The sequence below is a fragment of the Paraburkholderia lycopersici genome (genome assembly GCF_900096975.1).
GTDB lineage: Bacteria > Pseudomonadota > Gammaproteobacteria > Burkholderiales > Burkholderiaceae > Paraburkholderia > Paraburkholderia lycopersici.
This window is the reverse complement of sequence record NZ_FMYQ01000023.1, coordinates 1-21,849: the sequence shown is the minus strand read 5'-3', so window position 1 is coordinate 21,849 and position 21,849 is coordinate 1. Positions and strand designations below refer to the sequence as shown.

Here is a 21,849-nt window from a genome sequence, read left to right as displayed (position 1 = left end):
GTGCGGGTGCCGGGCGGTCAGTGCTGCTGCGACTTTCGCCAGGCCATGACCCCGGCGACGGTCAGGAAACTTCCGAAAACGATAATTCTATCATTTTCAGTAGCACGTTTTAGCGCATCTTGAAACGCCGCGGCGGGGCTTTCGTAGCGCGTCACGCTGCTATCGGGGCCGTTCGTCACGCCCGCATCGCGCAGCACCTCTTCGAGTTGTTCCGCCGTGGCCGCGCGCGGCAGCGGCAGGTCGGTCACGCACCAGTGGTCGATCTCGCCCTTCAGGTGCTGGACCACGCCCGCGACATCCTTGTCGCGCATCGCGCCGAACACGGCGTAGGTGTACGGAAAGTAGCCCATGCTGCCGAGGTTCTGCGCCAGCACGGCCGCCGCGTGCGGGTTGTGGCCGACGTCGAGGATGATCGACGGCTTGCCCGGCAGCACCTGGAAGCGGCCCGGAAGTTCCACGTTGGCGAGCCCGAGACGGATGTCCTGCGCGGAAACCGGCAGGCGGTCGCGCAGCGCCTCGAGGCCCGCGAGCGCCGCCGACGTGTTGATGAGCTGGTTCGCGCCCCGCAGCGCGGGGTACGCGAGCGCTGAGCGCCGCATCGTCGGGCCTACGTAGCTCCATTGCTGGCGCTCGCTGCCCGGCTGGCCTTCATAGCGGAAATCGCGGCCGAAGAGCCACAGTTCCGCGCCGATCGCCTCGGCATGGTCGATGAGCGCCTGCGGCGCCATCGGGTCGGCGCAGATCGCCGGCTTGCCCGGACGGAAGATGCCGGCTTTTTCGAAGGCGATCTTCTCGCGCGTGTCGCCGAGGTATTCCGTGTGATCGAGATCGATGCTCGTGATGATCGCGCAGTCGGTGTCGAGCACGTTGACGGCGTCGAGCCGCCCGCCGAGACCCACCTCGAAGATCACCGCGTCGAGTCCGCGCGAGGCGAACAGATGCATGATCGCGAGCGTCGTGAATTCGAAGTACGTCAGCGTGACGGGCTTCGCGAGCGAATTGCGCGCGGCTTCCACGGCCTCGAAGTGCGGCAGCAGTTCGGCGTCGCTGGCCTGCTGGCCGTCGACGCACGCGCGTTCGTTGAACGCGAGCAGATGCGGCGACGTGTGGCAACCCACGTGATAGCCCGCCTTGAGCAGGATCGTTTCCAGGATCGCGCAGGTCGAACCCTTCCCGTTCGTGCCGCCGACCGTGAAGATCGGGCAATCGAACCGGAGGTCCAGCGCCTCCTTCACCTGGCGGATGCGCTCTAGCCCCATGTCTATGCCGACGGGATGCGCAGTTTCGAGATGCGTGAGCCACGCGTCGAGGGTGGGAAAGGTACTCATCGGGATAAAAATGCCTGGTGCTGCGCATGAGACGCCCGCAGCGGGCGTTCGGTTCACGCGGGTTTATACGATCGATCCGCTTCGAAAGAACGGCATTATCGCGGAAATGACAACGCGCCGCTTGCTCTCGCTCGCGGCGCGCGGTGTGAAGCGTTGCGCATGACAGCCGGGGATGGCCGCTTGTCGCCTCGGACGTACCGTCAGGCGACGGCGTCGGCGGGCTGGCGTTGCAGCAGCGCCAGCATTTGCGCGATTTCGTCGCGCAGCTTGCGGCGGTCGACGATCATGTCGATCGCACCCTTTTGCAGCAGGAACTCGGCGCGCTGGAAGCCTTCCGGCAGTTTCTCGCGCACGGTCTGCTCGATCACGCGCGGGCCGGCGAAGCCGATCAGCGCCTTCGGCTCGGCGATCACGACGTCGCCAAGAAACGCGAAACTCGCCGAAACGCCGCCCATGGTCGGGTCGGTCAGCACGGAGATGAAAGGCAGCCTGGCGTCGGCCAGCTTGGTCAGCATGGCCGTGGTCTTGGCCATCTGCATGAGCGAAAGCAGGCTCTCCTGCATGCGCGCGCCGCCCGAAGCCGTGAAGCAGATGAACGGCACTTGCTGCTCCAGCGCGTTTTGCGCGCCGCGCGCGAAGCGCTCGCCGACCACCGAGCCCATCGAGCCGCCCATGAACGAGAACTCGAAGCAGGCCACCACCACGGGCAACGTGCGGATCGCCCCCCCCATCACCACCATGGCGTCGGTTTCGCCGGTTTCTTCCATCGCCTCTTTCAGGCGGTCCGGGTACTTGCGGCTGTCCTTGAACTTGAGCGCGTCGACGGGGATGATTTCCTGGCCGATCTCATAGCGGCCTTCCGGGTCGAGCAGGCCGTCCAGACGCTCGCGCGCGCCGATGCGCATGTGGTGATCGCACTTAGGGCAGACGTGGAGATTGGCCTCGACGTCGTTGCGGTATAGGACCGCTTCGCACGACGGGCATTTGATCCACAACCCTTCCGGAATGCTCTTACGGCTTTTCGGATCGGTTTGCTTGATCTTGGGCGGCAGCAGTTTGTCGAGCCAGCTCATTGATGTTCCTTCCTTGACCTTCGTGATGCGCGGGCGCGGCGGATCGATCCTCTCCAGAACGAGCCGATCAATGAGAACCGATCGGGTTCCGACCCCGACCGCGCATGGCGAAAAGTGGATTTTACAGCAGTCTCAGTGCGAGCCGGCCGAGACTTCGTCCAGCGCCGCGCGAACGCCCGTGACGAACGCCGTGAGCGCGTCGGCGGCCGTTTCCGGCGCCGTCTGTTCGAGCAACTGCACGATGCGGCTGCCGATCACGACGGCGTCGGCGACCTGCGCAACCGCGGCGGCCGTTTGCGCGTCGCGAATGCCGAAGCCGACGCCCACTGGCAGCGAGACATGCTTCTTGATCGCCGGGATTTTACCCGCGATGCTCGTCACGTCCAGATTTGCCGCGCCCGTCACGCCCTTGAGCGAGACGTAATAGACGTAGCCGCTCGCGGCGCGCCCCACTTCGGCAATGCGTTCGTCGGTGGAGGTAGGCGCGAGCAGGAAGATCGGATCGATCCCGGCGGCCTTCATCTTCGCGGTGAAATCCACCGACTCTTCGGGCGGATAGTCCACGACGAGCACGCCGTCCACGCCCGCCTCACTGGCGGCTTGCGCGAATGCGTCGGCGCCCATGCGCTCGATGGGGTTCGCGTAGCCCATCAGCACGACGGGCGTCTTGTCGTCGGTGTCGCGAAAACGCTTCACGTCGGCGAGCACGCTCCTGAGCGTCACGCCCTTCGCGAGCGCGCGCTCGGAGGACTGCTGGATCACGGGGCCGTCGGCCATCGGGTCCGAGAACGGCACGCCGAGTTCGATGACGTCGGCGCCGCCGGCGGCCAGCGCGTGCATGAATTCGACGGTGCGCGCGGGATCGGGGTCGCCGGCCGTCATGAACGGGATCAGGCCTTTGCGGCCTTGGGCGGCGAGCGCCTCGAACGTAGTCTTGATACGGGACATTTCAGGGGCCTCAGCTTTTCAGGCGTTATCTGCACGAAGTCGGGCGGCGACGCATCACGCGCCGGCCGCGACGGACGTTGCGGCGGCCGCGCTCACGCGTTCGCGCGCAATCGCGCAGTAACTTTCGTTGATTTCATAGCCGACGAATTCGCGCTGCTGGCGTGCGCAAGCCACTGCCGTGGTGCCGCTGCCCATGAACGGGTCCAGCACGCGGCCGCCCGGCGGGCAACTCGCGAGCACCATGCGCTCGACGATCTCAAGGGGCTTCTGGGTGGGATGGTCCACACGCTCGGCATGCTGACGGTGCAGCCGCGAGACGGACCAGACGTCCTTGGGGTTGTAGCCGAGCTCCAGCCACTTGCTGCCTTCGAACAACTTGCGCGAACGCGCCTTCTTCGTGGCGGCATCGTACGGGATGCGGACGGGATCGAGATCGAAATAGTAGTCCCTGGAGACCGCGAAAAAACCGATGTTGTCGTGCACCGACGTGAAGCGGCGCGTCGTGCCGCCCATGCTGGGCACGCGACGATCCCAGACGATCTCGTTGATCATCGTGAGTTTCGACTTGAGATAGACGAAGATCTCGGGCGCGTACTGCCACGTGCAGAACACGTAGAGCGAGCCCGTGGGCTTGAGCTTCGGAATCGCCAGGCCGAGCCATTCGTACGTCCAGGCGAGGAAATCCTCGCCCGAACGCATGTCGGAGTCGTTGCCGTAGTCCTTGCCGAGTCCGTAAGGCGGATCGGCGACGATCAGGTCGATCGAGGCGTCAGGCAGGTTCGCCGCATCGGTCAGAAAATCGCGGTTCAGGAGCCGGATGGTGCCGGGCACCGCAGGTAGCGCGGATACGCTTGCGCGCGCTTCGGCGGCTTCTATCGCAACCGCCCCGGCGCTCACCTCGGCCTCGGGCACCGGGGGCTCGTCGAACTCGTCACGCATCGCGCGGCGCTCAGAACTGGATGCCCGATCGCTCTGCGACCGTGTGCATGTCCTTGTCGCCGCGGCCCGACAGGTTCACCAGCAGGATTTTCTCCTTCGGCAACGTGGGCGCGAGCTTCGCCGCATACGCGAGCGCATGGCTCGATTCGAGCGCGGGAATGATGCCTTCGATACGGCAGCAATCGTGGAACGCCTTGAGCGCTTCCTCGTCGTCGATGGTCACGTACCGGGCGCGCCCGCTGTCCTTGAGCCATGCGTGCTCCGGGCCGACGCCCGGGTAGTCGAGGCCCGCCGACACCGAATGCGTCTCGAGGATCTGACCGTTCTCGTCCTGCAGCAGGTAGGTGCGGTTGCCGTGCAGCACGCCCGGCGTGCCGGCCGCGAGCGAGGCGGCGTGGCGGCCCGTTTCCATGCCGTCGCCGGCCGGCTCGACGCCGATCAACTGCACGGAACTATCGTCGATATACGGGTAAAAGATGCCCATCGCGTTCGAACCGCCGCCAACGCAGGCGATCACCGCATCCGGCTGGCGGCCCGTCATTTCGGGCATCTGCACGCGGCATTCGTCGCCGATCACGCGCTGAAAGTCGCGCACCATCATCGGGTAGGGGTGCGGGCCCGCCACGGTGCCGATGATGTAGAAGGTGTTTTCGACGTTGGTGACCCAGTCGCGCATGGCTTCGTTGAGCGCGTCCTTGAGCGTACGCGAACCCGATTCCACCGGGACCACGGTCGCGCCCAGCAGCTTCATGCGGTAGACGTTCGCGGCCTGACGGCGCACGTCCTCGGCACCCATGTAAACCACGCACTCCATGCCGAAGCGCGCCGCGATCGTCGCGGTCGCCACGCCATGCTGGCCCGCGCCGGTTTCGGCGATCACGCGCGGCTTGCCCATGCGCCGCGCAAGCAGCGCCTGGCCGATCACGTTGTTCACCTTGTGCGCGCCGGTGTGGTTCAGGTCTTCGCGCTTGAGATAGATCTGCGCGCCGCCCAGCAGTTCGCTCCACCGCTGCGCGTGATAGATCGGCGAAGGACGGCCGACGAAATGCTTCAGTTCGCGCTCGTATTCGGCGACGAAGTCGGGGTCTTCCTTGTATTTCGCGTAGGCGTCGCGCAGTTCGTCGATCGCCTGCATGAGGGTTTCAGCGGCGAACACGCCGCCATATGGGCCAAAATGGCCGCGTTCATCTGGTAAATTGTACATAAGTCACTCGCTCGGCCGGATTTGCGCAAGCCCACGTTGCGTGAGCCATACCGGCCAAAGAATTCATCCCGCGTCCGCTTCGCGCACTGCGCGCACGAACGCCGCCATGCGGGCGTGATCTTTCACGCCCTTCGCGCCCGGAACCTCGATGCCACTGGAGACATCGACGGCAAACGGACGCACCTGGCGAATCGCATCACCGACGTTTTGCGCGTTCAAGCCACCACTCAAAACGGCCCGACGCGCGAGCCCTGCGGGAATAAGTGACCAATCGAAGACCTTTCCGCCGCCGCCGTAACCTTCGACATGGGTGTCGAACAGGAGGCCGCTGGCTGATGAATAACGATTAGCCGATTCTATCAAATCGGCCTCCCGAGTATCGGCCGCTACCCGCAATGCCCGCAACCAGGGCAAACCGGCAACAGAGGCGAGCGACTCGCACTGCTCGGGCGTTTCGTCGCCATGGAACTGGAGCAGGTTCAGCGAAACGTTGCTCGCCACTTCGCCCATCCACTGCGGCGTGGCATTCACGAAAAGGCCCACAACCGAAACGAACGGCGGAATGTCGTGCGTGAGTTCGACCGCCTGCGCCACGCTCACCGAGCGCGGGCTGGGCGGATAAAACACGAGGCCGATGGCGTCGGCGCCGAGGTCGATGGCGTGCGCGACCGCTTCGGGCGTCGAAAGCCCGCACAGCTTGATGCGTGTGCGGTGCGCGGTGGCGGGTGGCTCGGCTGGCGTCATGGTTCGATATGCGGGGTGGGTCTCGATGATTCAAGCAGGCACGCCGCGCCTCAGGCCTTGCCCTCGGGCGCGTCGCTCCAGATCGCGCTCCACGGCACGCTGGCCGTGTGCGGCGCGGGTACCGCGAACTCGTCAGGATAGCCTACCTGGGCGAGGTATAGGCCATCCGGCATGAATGTCGGCGCAGCCTGGGTGCGGTCGCGGCCCGCCAGCACCCCGGCCATCCACGCGGCCGGATAGCGCCCGCGCCCCACAGCCACGAGGCAGCCCATCAGGTTGCGTACCATGTGGTGCAGGAACGCGTTGGCGCGAAAGCGGAAGTGGATGAAGTCGCCCTGCGGCCGGATGTCGATCTGGTACAGGTGCTTTACCGGTGTTTTCGCCTGGCACTCGGACGAGCGAAAAGCCGAGAAGTCATGCTCGCCGATGAGATGCGCCGCCGCTTCGCGCATGGCGTCGACGTCGAGCGGCGTGTGGATCCAGCCCGCGCGGCCGGCCAGCATCGGCGAGCGCACGGCGTTCACATAGAGCACGTAGTAGTACGTGCGCTCGAACGCCGCAAAGCGTGCGTGAAACGCCTCGGGCATGGGCTTGGCCCACTGCACGGCGACCGTGGACGGCAGGAACGCGTTGGTGCCGCGCACCCATGAGAACGCCGTGCGGTCGAGGTCGGTGTCGAAGTGAATCACCTGGCCCAGGCCGTGCACGCCCGTGTCGGTGCGGCCTGCGACGATCGTGGGCAGCGGCACGGTGGCGAACTCGCGCAGCGCGCGCTCGAGCGCGTCCTGCACGGTCTTGCCATGCGGCTGTGACTGCCAGCCGCAGAACGCGGCTCCGTCGTACTGGATTCCTAGCGCGATACGCATACGGTTTGCGGCAACGGCGTCAGGAAAGCGGCGCGAGCGTCGACAGCAGCGCCTGGGCGTCGCTGCGCGTGGCATGGTCGTTCGACTCGATCACCTCGTTGATGAGCGAGCGGGCGCCGGCCACGTCCCCGAGCGCGATGTACTCGTGCGCGAGGTCGAGCTTGTTGCGCGCAATGCGCGAGAGCTGCTCGGGCGTGAAGACCGGCAGCGGCTCGGCCGAGTCGGGTGGCAGGTTCAGATCGAAGTCGAGCGTGAGCGTGCCGAAGCGCGGTGCGCCGAGACCCGCGAGCGCGCCCGCCATGCCCGCTTCGATTGCCTCGCCGGCCATGGGCGCGGGCGGCTCTTCGAGCGGCGTCGAAAGGTGTGCCGAAGCCTCGGGCGTGGCGACCGGCCCCGTCGAGAGCGGCTCGGCCGGCATGACCGGCTCCCCGATTCGCGGCGGCAACGGCAAGCCAATGCCGCTCAGCGCTTCGACTGCATCATGCGGGAATTCGATCGGTACTTCGGCGTACTTCATGTCTTCTGCGGGGACTGCCGGAACTTCGGGCTCGACAGGCGACGTTTCGAGCGGCTGCCCGGATGCCGCGGCTTCATGCGGCGGATGAGCGATGGGCGGCTCGGCCTGCGACACCTGCGTGGCGGCGTTCCCGGAGTCCGGCTCCACGTCGGGCGTGGCGGGCTCGTGGGCGCGCGGCAGCTCTTCGAGCGTGTGCGCCGATGCCTCGGCGTCTTCGGCTGCGCGCGGCGCAGCGAGGCTTTCGGGCGGCAGCGCCTCGGCGCCCAGCTCCGCGGCTTCGGCGAGACTTGCGGCTTCGGTCGCGTCGGCAAGCGTCTGCGGCGCCTCCGGTTCGACATCGTGCGGACGCCCTTCCAGCGACGCAGCGTGTTCCGCGGCGGGCGGCTCTTGCGGCGCGGCCGGTTGCAGCGGCTCGGTGAGCAGGGGCGGCAAGGCGTCCGCTCCAAGCCCGGCGGTAGCCTCGACGCTCGCGGTCTCGGCGTGACCAAGCGTTGCGTCGCGTTCCAGCGGCTCCGACGAAATCTCCGGCGTGGGAACCGGCGTGACCGTTACTTCATTCGACCCGGACTCGGCAGGCGCTGCGGGAGCCGCTTCGTTCACGCGAGGTTGCGCCTCCGCAGGCGCTGCCGGCTCGTGAGATTCGTGAGATTCGTGAGAGACCGGCGGTTGCCCGGCCGCGGCGGGCGTCGGCTCAGGCGTTGCCGGGGCCTCGTGCGCCTGTTCGGCGGCTTTCCCGCGCTTGCGCGTGAGCAGGCGCACAAACAGCGCGAGCACCACGACGACGATCGCCGCGAGGACGCCGAGTGCGACCGGCGTGAGTTCGAGCTGCCCGCCCGCCGCGCCGGTATTCGTCGCGCCGCCGGCCTGCGCGGGCATGCGGCCTTGCGCGGCAGATGCGCCAGCCGACGTGCCTTTCGAGCCGCCAGCCACCTGGGTCTGCTTCGCGATGCCGTGCTGCTGCAAGGCCATCAATACGCGATTCTTCAATGCCAGGAGCTGTTGCAGGCTGGAGACGGTGACGGGCGTTGCCGCCTTCGCCGCACCGGATGCGCCAGAGGCGAACGCCACGCCGCTCGCGGACGGCGCCGACTGAATCGCTCCGCTCCATACATGCGAGTCGCTGGCCGATGAAGCCGCCGACGCGCCAGAAACGGCTTGCGCGACCGCTTCGGAACCGCTTGCGGCGACGGCAGGCGCAGAAGTCGCGTTAGCCGAAGCTGCGCTGGCCGCGTTCGCACCGGTCGCCGCGGCTGAGGCAGCCGAAGAAGCCGCCGATACCGCCTGCGCCGTCGCGCTCGAAGCGCCGGCAGGCGCGCCGACGGAGGCAGCGGACGCAGCAGACGCAGATGGAGGGACAGCGGGAGCGGGAGCTGGCGCACGAGGCGCGCTGGCAGCAGGTGCCGTCGTCGCGGCCGAAGCGCCCGCCGCAGCGGTACTCGCATTCGCACTCGAAACCGCAGTCATGCCTGCGGCCGCGCTGGAAACGTCCGGCGTGGCAGGCACGCTCAGCACTGCCCCCGCTCGCATGCGGCTGGCGTCGTGCTTGATGAACGCATTCGGATTCGCGTCGAACAGCGCCTGGCTCATTCGCGCGAGCGTCGCCTTGTCATGCGACTGCGTGAGATCGACGGCCACGTCGTGCAACGACTGGCCGGGATGAACGGTGTATCGCCCGGCGTTGCTCGCTGAGCCAGCGGCAACGGCGCCAGGCGCAGCGGCGCCTGACGCCCCACTCGCGCCGCCCTGTGCCGCGGCAACGCCGCAGAGCAGCAAACTCACCGCAGCCGCCGTGGCGCGGATGGCGCGCCGCCCCTGGACGCGCTTCGCGCGCGGCGCGGCGGAAACAGAATCAAATCGAACGATCATCAGATGCCCTGGCATACCGCTCTTGCGGCAGTCGATCAAAATAGGAATGTGCTTCGGGTCGATTGCATCGGCTGCAATAAAAAAAGCGCCGCGACTGGCGCGGCGCTTTTCACCCTGTCTACGCGTCATTAGCCGCGTAGTTTAATTCATTCACTTGTCGAGCAGAATGCGCAACATGCGGCGCAGCGGCTCGGCCGCGCCCCACAGCAGTTGATCGCCCACCGTGAACGCGGACAGATATTCGCCGCCCATCGCCAGCTTGCGCAGACGACCGACCGGCACCGACAGCGTGCCCGTGACCACCGCCGGCGACAGATCGCGCATCGACGCTTCGCGCTGGTTTGGCACGACCTTGACCCAGTCGTTGGCCGAAGCGAGGATGCCGTCGATCTCGTCGAGCGGCACGTCCTTCTTCAGCTTGATCGTGAGCGCCTGCGAGTGACAGCGCATCGCGCCGATCCGCACGCACAGGCCGTCTACGGGAATCGAGCCCGGCTCGCCCATGGCCGGCTTGCCGAGAATCTTGTTGGTTTCTGCGCCGCCCTTCCACTCTTCCCTCGACATGCCGTTGCCGAGATCCTTGTCGATCCACGGGATCAGCGAGCCCGCGAGCGGCACGCCGAAGTGGTCGGTGGGCATGGCGTCGCTGTTCATCGTGGCGAGCACCTTGCGGTCGATGTCGAGGATCGCCGACGACGGATTCGCCAGATCGTCCTTCACCGACGCGTGGAGCGCGCCCATTTGCGAAAGCAGTTCGCGCATGTTCTGCGCGCCGGCGCCCGAAGCGGCCTGATAGGTCATGGCCGTCATCCAGTCGACGAGGTTCTCGCGGAACAGGCCGCCCAGCGCCATGAGCATGAGGCTGACCGTGCAGTTGCCGCCGATGAAGTCCTTCTGACCCTTGATGAGCGCGTCCTTGACGACGTCGAGGTTGACCGGATCGAGAACGATGACGGCGTCGTCCTTCATGCGCAGCGACGAGGCCGCGTCGATCCAGTAGCCCTTCCAGCCCGCCGCGCGCAGCTTCGGATACACCTCGTTGGTGTAGTCGCCGCCCTGGCAGGTGATGATGATGTCGCACTTCTTGAGCTCGTCGACGCTGTTCGCGTCCTTGAGCTTCGTCTCGTTTCTGGCGAACGACGGAGCCGCGCCGCCTGCGTTGCTGGTGCTGAAAAACACCGGTTCGATCAGGTCGAAATCACGTTCTTCCTGCATGCGCTGCATCAGCACGCTGCCGACCATGCCGCGCCAACCTACGAGACCTACGTTCATGACTAACCTTTGAGATGGACACTTCCCCGCTTCGCTCGCCCGGCGTGGCCGCGCGGGGAAGATGAGCGGGCACGACGAGCGATCAACGAATGGTGATCGTTTTCGTAATCGTTTTCGTCGTAATCGAGGTGATGGCGAGCGAAATCGCACGGGCTTTCATGCCGTGGATGTTCGAAAGAACCGTGATCGGGGAGATCTTCGCCATCAGGAGAATATACACGAAACCGTCATTTTGCGCGGGGAAAAACCCAACTTTCCGCTATTACGGCACGCGTTGGCCGCGCGACATAAAAAGGGCGCGCCCAACGGCGCCATGCCCTTTTTCCCGACCTTGTTACAGCGCCGCGACCACCGCGTCGCCCATTGCCGCCGTGCCGACCTGCCTGCAGTCCGGCGTGACGATGTCGGCCGTGCGGTAGCCTTGCTCGAGCACCTTCTTCACCGCGTTTTCGATGCGGTCCGCCTGCTCCACGCGGCCGAGCGAGTAGCGCAGCATCATGGCAGCCGAAAGAATCGTGGCGAGCGGGTTGGCGATGCCCTTGCCCGCGATGTCCGGCGCGGAACCGTGCGACGGCTCGTAAAGACCCTTGTTGTTCTTGTCGAGCGAGGCCGACGGCAGCATGCCGATCGAACCCGTGAGCATCGCGGCTTCGTCCGAGAGAATGTCGCCGAACATGTTGCCGGTCACGACCACGTCGAACGCCTTGGGCGCCTTCACGAGCTGCATGGCGGCATTGTCGACGTACATGTGCGAAAGCTCGACGTCCGGATATTCCTTCGCAACGTCGATCATGATGTCCTTCCAGAACTGCGACGTTTCGAGCACATTGGCCTTGTCGACCGAAGTGAGCTTCTTCTGCCGCTTTTGCGCCGCCTGGAACGCGACGTGGGCGATGCGGCGCACTTCGGGCTCGGCGTAGCGCATCGTGTCGAAACCTTCGCGCGCGCCCTTGAAATTGCCGTCCGGCGCTTCGCGCGTGCCGCGCGGCTGGCCGAAGTAGATGTCGCCGTTCAATTCGCGCACGATCAGGATGTCGAGGCCCGAAACGATTTCCGGCTTCAGCGAGGATGCGCCCGTGAGCTGCGGATAGCAGATCGCCGGGCGAAAGTTCGCGAACAGTTCCAGATGCTTGCGCAGGCCGAGAATGGCCTGCTCGGGACGCAGCGCGCGCTCGAGCTTGTCGTACTTCCAGTCGCCCACGGCGCCGAACAGGATCGCGTCAGCCGACTTCGCCAGCGCGAGCGTGGCTTCCGGCAGCGGATGGCCGCTCGCCTCGTAGCCCGCGCCGCCCACGGGCGCTTCTTCCAGTTCGAACTTCTCGCCGAGTGCGTTGAGCACCTTCACGGCTTCCTTGACGATCTCGGGACCGATGCCGTCTCCCGGCAACACTGCAATCTTCATCCTGTGATTCCTCGCTCAGTTGTTCAGTGTGCGTATCAGAGCACGCGGTTGTTCAGCCACGGCTGGCGCGCGATGCGCTCGGCTTCGTACTGGCGGATCTTGTCGGCGTGACGCAGCGTGAGGCCGATGTCGTCGAAGCCGTTCAAGAGGCAGTAGCGGCGGAACGCGGCGACTTCGAACGGATACTCCTTCGAGCCGTCGGTCGTGCGCACGACCTGCTTGTCCAGATCGATCGTGAGCTGGAAACCGTTGAACGCATACGTTTCGTTGAACAGGTGATCCACGTCCGATTCGGCAAGCACGATCGGCAGCAGGCCGTTCTTGAAGCAGTTGTTATAGAAGATGTCCGCGAAGCTCGGCGCGATGATCGCGCGGAAACCGTACTGCTGCAGCGCCCACGGTGCGTGCTCGCGCGAGCTGCCGCAGCCGAAGTTCTTGCGCGCGAGCAGCACCGAAGCGCCCTGATAGCGCGGCTGGTTCAGCACGAAGTCCGGATTGAGCGGACGCTTCGAGTTGTCCTGACCCGGCTCGCCGTGATCGAGGTAGCGCCATTCGTCGAAGGCGTTCGGCCCGAAGCCGGTGCGCTTGATCGACTTGAGAAACTGCTTCGGAATGATCGCGTCGGTGTCCACGTTCTCGCGATCGAGCGGCGCCACGACGCCGGTGTGTACGATGAATTTTTCCATGATCCGTGATCCTGATGGATGCTGATCGGGCCGGAGCGTTTCGATACGTTCGCTACGTTCGACTCGCCCCGGCCGCATGCAAGCTGCGTTGACCGTGTGAGGCGTTAAGACATGCGTCAGAGCTTGCGCTGAACGGCGCGCGCGGAGTCGCTAATGTCCTCGCCCACGCCGGCCACGGTATTGCAGCCCGCGAGCGCGAGGAGCCAGCCCGCCATGACGAAGAGCGCCACGCGGCGCGTAACCGCATTGACCGTCATGTCCTCACCCCAGCTTGCGAATGTCGACGAAATGGCCTTCGATCGCCGCGGCGGCAGCCATGGCCGGGCTCACGAGGTGCGTGCGCCCGCCCGCGCCCTGGCGGCCCTCGAAGTTGCGGTTCGAGGTCGATGCGCAACGCTCGCCCGGTTCGAGGCGGTCGGCGTTCATCGCGAGGCACATCGAGCAGCCCGGCTCGCGCCATTCGAAGCCCGCGTCGACAAACACCTTGTCGAGACCTTCGCGCTCTGCCTGTGCCTTCACGAGGCCCGAACCCGGCACCACCATCGCGAGGCGAATGTTCGGCGCCACGCGGCGGCCGAGCTTCTTGACGACCCAGGCGGCCGAGCGCAGGTCTTCGATGCGCGCGTTCGTGCACGAACCGATGAAGATCTTGTCCGGCTTGATCGACTCGATCGGCGTGTTCGGTTCGAGCGCCATGTATTGGAGCGCGCGTTCCATCGCGTCGCGCTTGACCGGGTCCTTTTCGCGTTCGGGGTCGGGCACGCGGCTGCCCACGGCCGTGACCATTTCCGGCGACGTGCCCCACGTGACCTGCGGCACGATGTCGGCGGCGCCGAGTTCGACCACGCGGTCGAAGTGCGCGCCTTCGTCGGTGCGGAAGGTTTTCCAGTATTCGACGGCCTGGTTCCATTCCGCGCCTTGCGGCGAGAACGGACGGCCCTTGAGGTATTCGATCGTGGTGTCGTCCACGGCGACCATGCCCGCGCGCGCGCCGGCTTCGATCGCCATGTTGCAGACGGTCATGCGGCCTTCCATCGTGAGGCCGCGGATCATCGAGCCGCCGAACTCCACGGCGTAGCCCGTGCCGCCCGCCGTGCCGATCTTGCCGATGATGGCGAGCACGATGTCTTTGGCGGTGCAGCCGCGCGGCAGCGTGCCTTCAACCTTCACGAGCATGTTCTTGCTCTTCTTTTGCAGGAGCGTTTGCGTGGCCAGCACGTGCTCGACTTCCGAGGTGCCGATGCCGTGCGCGAGCGCACCGAACGCGCCATGCGTGGACGTGTGCGAGTCGCCGCAGACGATGGTCATGCCCGGCAGCGTCGCGCCCTGTTCCGGACCGACGATGTGCACGATGCCCTGGCGCTGGTCGGTCATCTTGAACTGCGTGATGCCATAGGAATCGCAGTTCGAGTCGAGCGTGTCGACCTGCAGCTTCGAGACCGGATCGGCGATACCGTGGCTGCGGTCGGTGGTGGGCACGTTGTGGTCCGAAACGGCCAGGTTCGCGCTGATGCGCCACACCGGGCGCTCGTGCATTTTCAGCCCTTCGAAAGCCTGCGGACTGGTGACTTCGTGCAGCAGATGACGATCGATATAAAGGAGCGTCGTGCCGTCGTCTTCCGTGTGGACCACATGCGAGTCCCACAATTTGTCGTAGAGCGTCTTTGCCATGATATGCGGGGGAATGTTTGTCTGCGGGCAATACAGTGTGAGTCGATTATGCCACGCGAAGCCCGTCCGATGCAGGGCGGCCCGCGAAAAAAGCGATAAAAAACAGTGAGTTGGGTGGTAGTCGCGATACCTGTATCAGCATTACCCGGCCGGAGACGGACGCTGCGACACAGCGGATTCGCATGACGCAGCCCGTCGCCGCGCCGTGCCCCGAAGGTCGGCGGACAAGCCCGGTTGGCCAAAAAAGTCTACGAGGAGGGCGTTCAGCGCAAAGCGCGCGGACAGGAAAGATGCGCCGGCCCGACCGCGGCCGGCGCGAGTTGGTTACCGCTGTGAGGACGGTAAAACATGGACTTCGGTTCCGGCGACACAGGGGAGAGCCGCTTCGCCGATGTCCATACCTGTCTAACGGCAAATTGGCGCGATGGTTTAGTCCGGGCAAACGCGGCTTTCCGCGCCGTCACCTCCGCGCGTGGAACAAACCCGGGCCGCGGGGGAAATTTGCCGCTCGGACGCCTGCACGAAACGGGCCGGGTGCCACCACCGGAATCAGATAGCCCTACTGAGTATCCAGGCAAATTCCCCTCCTGACGCCCGATCCGCCGGCGCAGCAAGCCTTCAGGCAAGACCGCGCGCACCGGCGACGGCTCGGCGGCGCAACGTCGCAGCCGGAACGGTGCGCGCGGGCAGCGACTGCCGCGAACCGGCCCTCGGCACCACGGGCAGCCCGTTCGGGTACGAAGTTTGCGGAACCGACCTGGCTGCACGGTCTTCCGCTTTGTGGTTCCATCGAACAAAACGGAGAACACCGCGGCCGATCAGGCAAACACGGAGGCTTCATGCCACTCGCCATGCGCACTGTGCACAAGAAAACAAGCGGAACGATCGCAATGGCATCGCGCCACCCGCAGGCCTCGCTCGTCACCACACGGCACGCGTCGCTCGCCATTGCAGCGTGCGCCCTCGCCGCGCTCGCTCCCCGCGCGCAGGCGCAGACACCTTCGCCGCTCGGCGAGTGGCAATACTCCGCGGGCATCCCGCTCGAAAAGCTCTTTCAGCCGAACCGGCCCGACCTCGAGGCGCGGCTCGGCGTCGGCGCGACCTTCGAGCCGCGCTACGACGGCTCGGACCGTTATCGCATGCTGGTCGGGCCAAGCATCGACATCCGCTACAAGGACATCCTGTTCGGCTCGACGGGCGAAGGCTTCGGCGTGAACGTCCTGCAGGGACAGAACTGGCGCATGAGCATTGCCGCGGCTTACGACCTCGGTCGCCGCGGCCACGATGATCCGACGAGACTGAATGGCCTGGGCAACATCAATCCGGCGCCCGAAATGAAGATTGCCGGCGAGTACGTGATCTCGAAGGACTTCCCGCTCGTGTTCCGCGCGGCCTTCACGCGCAGCTTCGGCGGCTCGAATGGCTGGACCGCCGATCTCGGCGCCTATATGCCGATGCCGGGCAGCAACGAGTCGTTCTACTGGTTCGCCGGCCCCTCGGTCACGTTCGCCGACTCGAACTACATGCAGAGCTGGTTCGGCGTGACGCCGCAGCAGTCGGCCGCTTCGGGCTACCGGCCGTACGATGCGAGCGCGGGCCTCAAGTCGGCGGGCTTCGGCATCACGATGGTCTACTTCGTCAACAAGCACTGGTTCGTGAGCGCCGACGGCGCCATCAAGCGACTGCTGGGCAGCGCCGCGCACAGCCCGATCGTCCAGACGAAGACGGGCGGCGTGTGCGACGTTTCGATCAACTATCAGTTCTAGCTCGTCAGGACACGCCGGGCACCTCCTGAGCGCATTCGGGCACTTCTCATTCTTCGCTCATTTTGCTCTGCCAGGATGGCTTCCATCGAGACCGCACCGCCCTCCACGCAAGGCGGCGCGGCTGCCGATGACTTGCCACCCATCACGGAGCGCATCATGAAATGCCCGAACTGTTCCGACGTCACCCTCTCGCTCTCCGAGCGCCGGGGCGTCGAAGTCGACTACTGCCCGCAGTGTCGCGGCGTCTGGCTCGATCGCGGCGAGCTCGACACGCTGATCGAACGCAGCCGCAACGCGCGCGACCTCGACGATAGCGAGGCGCAGGCAGCCCGCCGTCACGACGCACGGCACGGCGCCCATGCCCCGCGCCGCGCCCATGATCGCCACGGCGGCGATGAGCGCCGCCGCAAGTCGTGGCTCGGCGATCTCTTCGACTAATCCGCGCGTACGCCCACCGTTCCATCGCCATCACGTTTGAGGATTCCTGACCATGCGCACCTATACCTGCAACAGCCCCCAGGCCGCGGGCCGAATCGTCGCCATCGCCCTGCTCGCGGACGGCCACCTGAGCAGCGACGAACTTGCCGCCGTGCATCGCGCGCGCATTGCCGACCGGCTCGGCCTTGCACCCGGCGAATTCGGCGCCATCCTGCAGGGTCTGTGCGAAGACCTGCTGACCAGCTCGCACCTGAACTGGAACGACGCGTGCAAGCTCGACTCCGACGTGATGCAGCAGGTCATGCGCGAACTCGAAGACCCCGAGCTGCGCGCCGAAGTGCTCAACCTGTGCCACGTGGCGGTGTACGCCGACCGGCACGTCGCCGAAAGCGAAGTCGCGCTGCTCGCCTCGCTTGGCCGCGCGTGGCAGAACGAGCCCGGACCGCGCCTGCCGGCCTGACTTCGCACGCGATGCGCGCCTTCCCCCGCACATCGCGCCACGCGGCAAACCGCGCGTTCGCCGCGCCTTTGCCTTTGTTTGCGGCTGGCCGATGCGCTCACGCGCACACGGCCCAACCAAGCCCGCGCACGTTGCGGATCACAGCGTGGCCGAACTTGCGGCGCACGCTGTAGATCACGGCGTCCACCGCGTTGCTTTCCACTTCCTCGCCCCACCCATAGAGCCGCTCCTCGAGTTGCTGACGCGAAAGGATCGCGCCCGGCCGCTCGAGCAGCGCGAGCATGAGCGCGTACTCGCGCGCGGAGAGATCGTCGGACCGTTCGTCGAACGTGAGGCGGCGCGCGTTCATGTCGAGCGCGACGCGGCCGCTGCCCATCGTCGGCGAAGCGAAGCCCGACCTGCGCCGCACGACCGCGCGTATGCGCGCGAGCAGCTCCTTGCTATCGAAGGGCTTCACGAGATAATCGTCGGCGCCGAGATCGAGGCCTTCCACGCGCGTGTCCACGTCGTCGCGCGCCGTGATGATGAGCACGGGCGTGGCCTCCTGCGCCGCGCGCAGGCCGCGCAGCACGTCGAGCCCGCTCATGTCGGCAAGGCCCAGATCGAGCAGGATTGCCGTGTACGAGCCGTTGCGGATCGCGTCACGCCCGCTCTCGCCCGTACGCACCCAGTCGACGCTGTACGACGCGTCCTTCAACGCGCGCAGCAGCGCGGGCCCGATCAGCAGATCGTCTTCGATCAGCAGAATCCGCATCGTGTCCGTCCTTTCTTTCGCTTGCTCTTTCCGGAGTTTGCCTCACGGCATCGGCGCGCCGCTCACGCGCGCGGCAATTCTATGCGCGCGACGATGCCCGTTTGCCCATCGCGGCGGTTGGCGAGCGTCACGCGCCCGCGATAACTCTGCGCCAGCGCCTGCGCGATCGCGAGCCCCAGTCCGCTGCCCTGCGTATCGTGGGCGGCCGCGCGAAAGAAACGGTCGAACACGCGCGGCAAATCGGCCTCGGCGATGCCCGGCCCGTTGTCGGTCACCTCGATCACGGCATCCTTGCCTTCGCGCCGCGCCGCCACGTCCACGCGCGCGCCTTCGTGGCCATAGCGGATCGCGTTGTCGACGAGATTGCGCACGAGAATGCGCACGTCGCCTTCCGTCGCGCGCACCGTCACGTCGTCGAGGCGCTCCACGCCCAGATCGACGCCGCGCGCGTCGGCAAGCGGCAGCAGGTCGGCCAGCACGTCGGTGACGAGTTGCGGCAGCGGCACATCGCTCAGCACGCGCTGGACGCTACCGATTTCGGCGCGCGCGAGACCGAGCAGTTGAGAGACGAGCGAGCCGGTGCGCACGATGCCGCGCCGCAGTTCCTCGAAGCGTTCCGGATATTGCTCGGGCGGCGCATTGCGCAGGTTGTCGACCTGCAACTGCATGGCGGAGATCGGCGAGCGCAATTCGTGCGCGGCGTCGGCGATGAACTTTCGCTCGGCGTTCACGAGCACCGAAAGGCGCTCGATCATGCGGTTGATCGACTCGACGAAAGGCCGCAGTTCGACAGGCGCCTGCGCGACTTCGAGCGGCTTCAGATCGTGCAGATCGACTTTCGCCGCGCGCCGCCCGATGCGTTCGAGCGGCCGCAGCGAAACGCGCACCGTCACGGCAATCGTGAGCGCGAGCAGCGGCAGCAGCGCGAGCACGGGCATGAGGCTCCAGAACGCCACGCGCATGGCGTTGCGGTTGCGCATGCTGCGCGATTCGGCTACCTGAATGTATTCGTCGCCGGCCGCGAGCGCGAACACGTCCCATGCCTCGCCATCGTATGCGATCGACGAGAAGCCGCTTTGCGCGCGCGGCAGCGCCAGCGTCGCGTTGCTTGTGCGGCTGGGCGCGGCGCCGTCGCCGGCGGACCAGATCTGCACCACGAAGTCATCGGAGGGCAGACGTGCGCCGCGCGCCCCGGATGCACGGTGAGGCACGCCGGTCTGCACGTGCGCGGCGGCGTCGCGCAGGCTCGCGTTGAACTCGGCGGCGAGGCTGCGCACAACAAGGAAGGTGCCGAGCGATCCGAGCACGCCGACAAATATCGCGAGCGTGCCGATCGCAAGGCTCAGGCGGCGATGCAGGGAATGCGCGGCGAAGAACATGAAGCGTCTCGGGCTGGGAGGCGCGCTCCATCATAAAGGATTCGGGGTTCGCATTCGGCTGCGCGGCGCGCGTCAGCGATGGGCGCCGCCACCCATGCCGCCCATGCCGCCGCCCGCGTGCCCCATGCCGCCCCAGACGCCGCCGTGCCCGCCGTGAAAGCCGCCATGCATGCCAGATACCGGATGCATATGAGGTCCGCCCGATGAAACGTGATTCATGTGATGAAAATGGTGAAAGCGGTCGACGAACACGAACGAGCCGCCCACGAATACCGGCGGCCACCAGCCGTACCATGGTCCGGCGTAGTAAGCCGCCGCATCGGGCCAGGCGACTGGATAGACCAGCGCGTCGCTGTCGCCCTGGACGATCTGCCAGGTGCCGTCGGGCTGCAGACACGCGAGGCCGCCGATCTGCTGCGGCGCGCCGTCGATTTCGGCAGTGCCCGTGACGGCGCGGCATGTGGGCGGCGGCGGGGAATACGCGTCCGCTGCCTGCTGCGATACGACCGGCGCCGAGCAGGCGCCCAGCAAACAGGCCAGCAGATCGAAGGCGAAAAGTTTGCGCATCATGTCGCCCCTCGCGATGGGCCGGCCGCGCGGCGCGCGGACTGCGCGACGGCGCCGTGAAGACTCCATCGGTACGCCTCGCACGCGCCGCGCGGATCGGGCGGCGCGGTACGTGTCATCTGCAAAACGAAGCGTATGGACGCGCTATTCCCCGGCGCGAACCCCGCGCGGCCGCGCCCTGTTTACCGCCTGTTTCCGCCGCCCAGGCGTGGATCATGCCTGCCATCGCGCGACGAACGCGCGGATGTCCTCGTTCACGCGTGCCGCGTGGTTGAAGTACATGCCGTGCGTGCCGCCTTCGTACACGTTTAGCGTCGCGCGCGCGAGCGCGGCCGCCGTGGGACGCCCCGTGATCTCCAGCGGAGCCGAAGCGTCGCAGTCGCCGTGCAGCACGAGCGCGGGCACGTCGATAGCGGCAAGCTCGCGGCGGAAGTCGGTGACCATCTGCGCGCGGGACAGTTGGACTGCGGCATGGAACGATGTGCCCAGCATCATGTCGGCCGTCCACTGAATCGTCGCGCGCGAGGTACCGGGGCTGAAGTACGCTTGCGCGCGCCGCTCGATCCAGTCGGGAAACGAGGCGAGCATTTCGTCAAACGAAGCTTCGAAGAGGCTCGCATCGAGGCCGCCTGGATTATCGGCAGTCTTGAGCAAGCAAGGCGTCGAAGCCGGCGAAAGCAGCACGATGCCCGCCACGCGGCGTGCGCCGTGCCGGCTCAGATAGCGCACGATTTCGCCGCTCGCAAACGAATGGCCAACCAGCGTCACGCGGGCGAGGCCCCGTGCGTCGAGCACCGCTTCGAGGTCGTCGGCGAGCGTGTCGTAGTCGTAGCCGTGGCCCGGATCGCTCGAGCGCCCATGCCCGCGGCGGTCGAAGGCCACGCAGCGATAGCCCGCCGCGGCGAGCGGCGCGCACTGGTAGTTCCACATGTCGGCGTTGAGCGTCCAGCCCGAGAGAAAAGCGAGCGGCACGCCATCGCCCCAGTCGCGATAGTGCAGCGCCGTATCGTCGTCGATGCGGATGTAGCCGGGTTGGCGGGCATTGCAGGGGTCGCGTGCCATGGTCGTCGCTCCTTGCGGTTGAGTAGGCCGATGGCCGACATGGTCGGCGATGGCGTGCGCGCTGGCGATTACGTCAGAGGTAATGGCTGGAGTGCGCGACGAGCAAACATGCACGTGCTCCGCGCAACCGCACCAAGCCGGTGCTAGATTCTTCACACGTACTGTCTGCTTCCAGGCAACGATCAATGTCGTTGGGGACCCGCACCAACGCTTCGACAGGAGACAACGATGAGCAACACCTCGCCGCGCCCCGCCTTCGGCTCCGCCATCTACTACCGCGACCCGTGGGCTGCACTGGAATGGCTCGAAAAAGCGTTCGGCTTCGGGCGCCAGTTCGTCGTGACCACGCCGGACGGCAAGCTCGCGCACTCGGAAATGCGCTTCGGCGACGGCTACGTGATGATTTGCGGCGGCTGGCCCGGCATGCCCTATACGAGCCCCGCCGCGCTCGAGGGCAAGAACACGCAGTCGGTTCACGTGCAGTTGAAGAGCGGCCTCGACGCGCACTGCGAACGCGCACGCAAGGCAGGCGCGACGATCGTGCGCGAACCCGCCGACCAGTTCTACGGCGACCGGATCTATGCGGCTTGCGACCCCGAAGGCCACGTATGGAGCTTCGGCGAGACCATACGCGAGGTCACGCGTGAAGAGGCTGAAAAGGAGAGCGGTTTGAAAATAGACGGTTGGATTTGAGCGCGGCGACAAGCCTCGCGCACAAAAGAAAACGCCCCGACGGGCAACCCGTCGGGGCGTTTGTCACATCGCTTCGCACGCAGCGCACCGAAACGCGCGCTGCATGCCGAACCGCTTAGCGTTGCGCGATCGGCTTGGCTTCGCGCGGCGTTTCGCCGATGAACAGCTGACGCGGACGGCCGATCTTCTGTTCGGGGTCGGCGATCATTTCGTT

21 protein-coding genes are annotated in these 21,849 nt (G+C 66.2%); 4 read left to right on the top strand and 17 right to left on the bottom strand.

The window, feature by feature from the left end; genetic code table 11:
* Window positions 1–17: 17 nt before the first annotated feature.
* From folC to leuC, 13 genes are all read right to left on the bottom strand, one after another.
* Window positions 18–1,328: a bifunctional tetrahydrofolate synthase/dihydrofolate synthase gene (gene folC / locus BLU17_RS22340; RefSeq protein WP_092001417.1), complete on the bottom strand. Its 1,311-nt coding sequence runs from the start codon at window positions 1,326–1,328 to the stop codon at window positions 18–20.
* Window positions 1,329–1,528: 200 nt separating this feature from the next.
* The gene (accD, locus tag BLU17_RS22335; protein WP_092001414.1) at window positions 1,529–2,401 is read right to left on the bottom strand and encodes an acetyl-CoA carboxylase, carboxyltransferase subunit beta; all 873 of its coding nucleotides are present in this window, start codon (window positions 2,399–2,401) and stop codon (window positions 1,529–1,531) included.
* A 132-nt stretch (window positions 2,402–2,533) separates the two neighbouring features.
* Entirely contained in the window at window positions 2,534–3,349 is an 816-nt protein-coding gene (gene trpA, locus BLU17_RS22330) for a tryptophan synthase subunit alpha (RefSeq protein WP_092001411.1), read from the bottom strand.
* A 54-nt stretch (window positions 3,350–3,403) separates the two neighbouring features.
* Window positions 3,404–4,288: a DNA-methyltransferase gene (locus tag BLU17_RS22325; protein ID WP_092001408.1), complete on the bottom strand. Its 885-nt coding sequence runs from the start codon at window positions 4,286–4,288 to the stop codon at window positions 3,404–3,406.
* A gap of 10 nt (window positions 4,289–4,298) precedes the next feature.
* Window positions 4,299–5,492 carry a tryptophan synthase subunit beta gene (gene trpB / locus BLU17_RS22320; RefSeq protein ID WP_092001405.1) on the bottom strand — a complete coding sequence of 398 codons (1,194 nt, stop codon included), beginning with the start codon at window positions 5,490–5,492 and terminating at the stop codon, window positions 4,299–4,301.
* Between the two features lie 63 nt (window positions 5,493–5,555).
* A complete protein-coding gene (locus tag BLU17_RS22315; RefSeq protein ID WP_092001403.1) occupies window positions 5,556–6,236 on the bottom strand; it encodes a phosphoribosylanthranilate isomerase in 681 nt (226 codons plus the stop codon).
* 50 nt (window positions 6,237–6,286) lie between these two features.
* The gene (gene truA / locus BLU17_RS22310) at window positions 6,287–7,102 is read right to left on the bottom strand and encodes a tRNA pseudouridine(38-40) synthase TruA (protein WP_092001400.1); all 816 of its coding nucleotides are present in this window, start codon (window positions 7,100–7,102) and stop codon (window positions 6,287–6,289) included.
* A 19-nt stretch (window positions 7,103–7,121) separates the two neighbouring features.
* Complete coding sequence (locus BLU17_RS22305; protein WP_143189316.1) at window positions 7,122–9,398, bottom strand: FimV/HubP family polar landmark protein; 2,277 nt, start codon at window positions 9,396–9,398, stop codon at window positions 7,122–7,124.
* Between the two features lie 237 nt (window positions 9,399–9,635).
* Window positions 9,636–10,757, bottom strand: coding sequence for an aspartate-semialdehyde dehydrogenase (gene asd / locus BLU17_RS22300; protein ID WP_092001394.1), 1,122 nt, complete (start codon window positions 10,755–10,757; stop codon window positions 9,636–9,638).
* 334 nt (window positions 10,758–11,091) lie between these two features.
* Complete coding sequence (gene leuB, locus BLU17_RS22295; RefSeq protein ID WP_092001393.1) at window positions 11,092–12,159, bottom strand: 3-isopropylmalate dehydrogenase; 1,068 nt, start codon at window positions 12,157–12,159, stop codon at window positions 11,092–11,094.
* A 35-nt stretch (window positions 12,160–12,194) separates the two neighbouring features.
* Window positions 12,195–12,845 carry a 3-isopropylmalate dehydratase small subunit gene (leuD, locus tag BLU17_RS22290; protein WP_092001390.1) on the bottom strand — a complete coding sequence of 217 codons (651 nt, stop codon included), beginning with the start codon at window positions 12,843–12,845 and terminating at the stop codon, window positions 12,195–12,197.
* Window positions 12,846–12,961: 116 nt separating this feature from the next.
* Window positions 12,962–13,102, bottom strand: a complete 141-nt coding sequence (locus BLU17_RS22285) for an entericidin A/B family lipoprotein (protein ID WP_092001388.1) — start codon at window positions 13,100–13,102, stop codon at window positions 12,962–12,964.
* Window positions 13,103–13,106: 4 nt separating this feature from the next.
* Complete coding sequence (gene leuC, locus BLU17_RS22280) at window positions 13,107–14,516, bottom strand: 3-isopropylmalate dehydratase large subunit (RefSeq protein ID WP_092001386.1); 1,410 nt, start codon at window positions 14,514–14,516, stop codon at window positions 13,107–13,109.
* A gap of 890 nt (window positions 14,517–15,406) precedes the next feature.
* On the opposite strand from leuC, the gene BLU17_RS22275 reads away from it, so the two are divergent.
* From BLU17_RS22275 to BLU17_RS22265, 3 genes are all read left to right on the top strand, one after another.
* On the top strand, window positions 15,407–16,282 hold the full coding sequence (locus BLU17_RS22275) for a MipA/OmpV family protein (protein WP_092001653.1): 876 nt from the start codon (window positions 15,407–15,409) through the stop codon (window positions 16,280–16,282).
* Window positions 16,283–16,438: 156 nt separating this feature from the next.
* Window positions 16,439–16,720 carry a TFIIB-type zinc ribbon-containing protein gene (locus BLU17_RS22270; protein ID WP_092001650.1) on the top strand — a complete coding sequence of 94 codons (282 nt, stop codon included), beginning with the start codon at window positions 16,439–16,441 and terminating at the stop codon, window positions 16,718–16,720.
* Between the two features lie 52 nt (window positions 16,721–16,772).
* Window positions 16,773–17,180: a tellurite resistance TerB family protein gene (locus tag BLU17_RS22265; protein WP_092001384.1), complete on the top strand. Its 408-nt coding sequence runs from the start codon at window positions 16,773–16,775 to the stop codon at window positions 17,178–17,180.
* A gap of 97 nt (window positions 17,181–17,277) precedes the next feature.
* Here BLU17_RS22265 and BLU17_RS22260 read toward each other — a convergent pair whose 3' ends face one another.
* From BLU17_RS22260 to BLU17_RS22245, 4 genes are all read right to left on the bottom strand, one after another.
* Window positions 17,278–17,934: a response regulator transcription factor gene (locus BLU17_RS22260; protein ID WP_092001381.1), complete on the bottom strand. Its 657-nt coding sequence runs from the start codon at window positions 17,932–17,934 to the stop codon at window positions 17,278–17,280.
* A 62-nt stretch (window positions 17,935–17,996) separates the two neighbouring features.
* Entirely contained in the window at window positions 17,997–19,313 is a 1,317-nt protein-coding gene (locus tag BLU17_RS22255) for a sensor histidine kinase (RefSeq protein ID WP_092001378.1), read from the bottom strand.
* Window positions 19,314–19,385: 72 nt separating this feature from the next.
* Window positions 19,386–19,880 (bottom strand): hypothetical protein, encoded by a 495-nt coding sequence (locus BLU17_RS22250; protein ID WP_092001647.1) that lies wholly within the window; start codon window positions 19,878–19,880, stop codon window positions 19,386–19,388.
* 213 nt (window positions 19,881–20,093) lie between these two features.
* Window positions 20,094–20,942 carry an alpha/beta fold hydrolase gene (locus BLU17_RS22245; RefSeq protein WP_092001375.1) on the bottom strand — a complete coding sequence of 283 codons (849 nt, stop codon included), beginning with the start codon at window positions 20,940–20,942 and terminating at the stop codon, window positions 20,094–20,096.
* Window positions 20,943–21,170: 228 nt separating this feature from the next.
* On the opposite strand from BLU17_RS22245, the gene BLU17_RS22240 reads away from it, so the two are divergent.
* On the top strand, window positions 21,171–21,635 hold the full coding sequence (locus BLU17_RS22240) for a VOC family protein (RefSeq protein ID WP_092001371.1): 465 nt from the start codon (window positions 21,171–21,173) through the stop codon (window positions 21,633–21,635).
* Window positions 21,636–21,849: the final 214 nt, after the last annotated feature.

What these genes read in the sequence shown, in the direction of transcription:
- accD (WP_092001414.1), bottom strand. Translation starts at nt 2,401, where the DNA reads ATGAGCTGGCTCGACAAACTGCTGCCGCCCAAGATCAAGCAAACCGAT.
- folC (WP_092001417.1), bottom strand. Translation starts at nt 1,328, where the DNA reads ATGAGTACCTTTCCCACCCTCGACGCGTGGCTCACGCATCTCGAAACT.
- BLU17_RS22250 (WP_092001647.1), bottom strand. Translation starts at nt 19,880, where the DNA reads ATGCGCAAACTTTTCGCCTTCGATCTGCTGGCCTGTTTGCTGGGCGCC.
- BLU17_RS22255 (WP_092001378.1), bottom strand. Translation starts at nt 19,313, where the DNA reads ATGTTCTTCGCCGCGCATTCCCTGCATCGCCGCCTGAGCCTTGCGATC.
- BLU17_RS22245 (WP_092001375.1), bottom strand. Translation starts at nt 20,942, where the DNA reads ATGGCACGCGACCCCTGCAATGCCCGCCAACCCGGCTACATCCGCATC.
- BLU17_RS22270 (WP_092001650.1), top strand. Translation starts at nt 16,439, where the DNA reads ATGAAATGCCCGAACTGTTCCGACGTCACCCTCTCGCTCTCCGAGCGC.
- BLU17_RS22315 (WP_092001403.1), bottom strand. Translation starts at nt 6,236, where the DNA reads ATGACGCCAGCCGAGCCACCCGCCACCGCGCACCGCACACGCATCAAG.
- BLU17_RS22285 (WP_092001388.1), bottom strand. Translation starts at nt 13,102, where the DNA reads ATGACGGTCAATGCGGTTACGCGCCGCGTGGCGCTCTTCGTCATGGCG.
- asd (WP_092001394.1), bottom strand. Translation starts at nt 10,757, where the DNA reads ATGAACGTAGGTCTCGTAGGTTGGCGCGGCATGGTCGGCAGCGTGCTG.
- BLU17_RS22275 (WP_092001653.1), top strand. Translation starts at nt 15,407, where the DNA reads ATGGCATCGCGCCACCCGCAGGCCTCGCTCGTCACCACACGGCACGCG.
- truA (WP_092001400.1), bottom strand. Translation starts at nt 7,102, where the DNA reads ATGCGTATCGCGCTAGGAATCCAGTACGACGGAGCCGCGTTCTGCGGC.
- BLU17_RS22325 (WP_092001408.1), bottom strand. Translation starts at nt 4,288, where the DNA reads ATGCGTGACGAGTTCGACGAGCCCCCGGTGCCCGAGGCCGAGGTGAGC.
- BLU17_RS22265 (WP_092001384.1), top strand. Translation starts at nt 16,773, where the DNA reads ATGCGCACCTATACCTGCAACAGCCCCCAGGCCGCGGGCCGAATCGTC.
- BLU17_RS22260 (WP_092001381.1), bottom strand. Translation starts at nt 17,934, where the DNA reads ATGCGGATTCTGCTGATCGAAGACGATCTGCTGATCGGGCCCGCGCTG.
- BLU17_RS22240 (WP_092001371.1), top strand. Translation starts at nt 21,171, where the DNA reads ATGAGCAACACCTCGCCGCGCCCCGCCTTCGGCTCCGCCATCTACTAC.
- leuD (WP_092001390.1), bottom strand. Translation starts at nt 12,845, where the DNA reads ATGGAAAAATTCATCGTACACACCGGCGTCGTGGCGCCGCTCGATCGC.
- trpB (WP_092001405.1), bottom strand. Translation starts at nt 5,492, where the DNA reads ATGTACAATTTACCAGATGAACGCGGCCATTTTGGCCCATATGGCGGC.
- leuC (WP_092001386.1), bottom strand. Translation starts at nt 14,516, where the DNA reads ATGGCAAAGACGCTCTACGACAAATTGTGGGACTCGCATGTGGTCCAC.
- leuB (WP_092001393.1), bottom strand. Translation starts at nt 12,159, where the DNA reads ATGAAGATTGCAGTGTTGCCGGGAGACGGCATCGGTCCCGAGATCGTC.
- trpA (WP_092001411.1), bottom strand. Translation starts at nt 3,349, where the DNA reads ATGTCCCGTATCAAGACTACGTTCGAGGCGCTCGCCGCCCAAGGCCGC.